At 66.7% G+C, this 1,533-nt stretch carries 2 protein-coding genes; both read left to right on the top strand.

Translation table 11 applies throughout. The features are described from left to right. Positions 1-1,046 (top strand): amidohydrolase family protein (locus MOV75_RS37665; RefSeq protein WP_247007944.1); only part of this gene is annotated, 1,046 nt, incomplete at its 5' end. 4 nt (positions 1,047-1,050) lie between these two features. Then, positions 1,051-1,533, top strand: a 483-nt coding sequence (locus MOV75_RS37660; RefSeq protein ID WP_247007943.1) for a GTP-binding protein, incomplete at its 3' end; no start/stop codon positions are given.

Below are 1,533 nucleotides of genomic sequence, written 5' to 3'. Positions count from 1 at the left end.
CGGAAGTCGCCGGCATTCTCGAGCGTCTTGCGCGCGGCCTCGACGAAGGCGGCATCGGCATCGGCATTTTGAACGCCTACGCGCCGGGCGCCGGCGTGCAGGAGCTGACCGCGGTCTGCCAGCTCGCCGCGGTCAAGGACGTGCCGACCTTCACCCACGTCGCCTTCATGTCGCGCATCGACCCCGAAAGCGCGGTGGAAGCCTATATCCGCCTGATCGGCTATGCCGGCGCCACCGGCGCGCACATGCACATCTGCCATTTCAACTCGTCGAGCAAGACCGACGTCGAGCGTTGCCGCGTGCTGATCGCGAAGGCGCAGGCGCAGGGCCTGCCGATCACCGTCGAGGCCTATCCCTACGGCACCGGCTCCACCGTGCTCGCCGCCGCCTTCTTCAGCGATCCCCAATTCGTCGAGCGCAACGGCACCGGCTATGATTCCGTGCAGCGCGTGACCGACGGCTATCGCTTCCACGACCGCGAGGAGCTGTTGAAGGCACAGGCCGAAGAGCCGTCCTCGCTGGTGCTCTGGCACATCCTCGACACCGAGAACAATGCGCATCACCGCGACCTGCTCGACATGTCGGTGCTCTATCCCGGCGGCGCCATCGCCTCGGACGCGATGCCGTGGACGACGTCTGACGGCAAGACCTACACCGGCGATGCCTGGCCGCTGCCTGACGATGCCACCTCGCATCCGCGCTCGGCCGGCTGCTTCACGAAATTCATCCGCGAATGGGTGCGCGAGCGCAAAGCGGTGTCGCTGCTGGAAGGCGTGCGCAAATGCGCGCTGATCCCCGCGGAAATCCTGTCGCAGAGCACACCCGCGATGCGCGCCAAGGGCAGGCTCACCAAGGGCGCCGATGCCGACATCGTTGTGTTCGACTACGAAAAACTGTCGGACCGCGCCACCTTCACGACGATGAACCGTCCGTCGGAAGGCGTGCGGCACCTCGTTGTCAGCGGCCAGCCGCTGATTACCGATGGAATTCTCGATGTCGCGGCGCGGCCCGGAAAACCCGTGCGCCGTCCCGTCGTCGAGAGCTGACCCCATGCCGGTCCCCATTCTGCTGGTCACGGGCTTTCTGGGGGCGGGCAAGACCACGGTCGTCAACCATCTGCTGGCGCACGCGGAGGGACGGCGCATTGCCGCTGTGGTCAACGATTTCGGCGCCATCAACATCGATGCGGAGCTGATCGCGGGCGCCAGCGACGGCGTGGTCAGCCTTGCCAATGGCTGCATCTGCTGCTCGCTGGAAGGCGATCTGCTGCGCACGCTCTCGACGCTGCTGCGGCGCGATCCGAAGCCGGAATACATCGTCATCGAGACCAGCGGAGTCGCCGACCCCGCCGACATCGTCCGCAACCTGATGGATCCCGTGATCCTGCGCGAGGCGCCGCTGGAGACGGTGCTCTGCGTGATGGATGCGGCGACGCCGCCATCAGCGCTGGACGACGCGCTCCAGCGCTCGCAGCTCCGCGTCGCTGACATCGTCGCGCTCAGCAAGCTTGATCTGGCGGACGCAGGCGCGGGG

The organism is Bradyrhizobium sp. PRIMUS42, assembly GCF_023006515.1.
Taxonomy (GTDB): Bacteria; Pseudomonadota; Alphaproteobacteria; order Rhizobiales; family Xanthobacteraceae; genus Bradyrhizobium.
The sequence above is the reverse complement of the archived record's forward strand: the minus strand, read 5'-3'. Positions and strand labels throughout refer to the sequence as shown.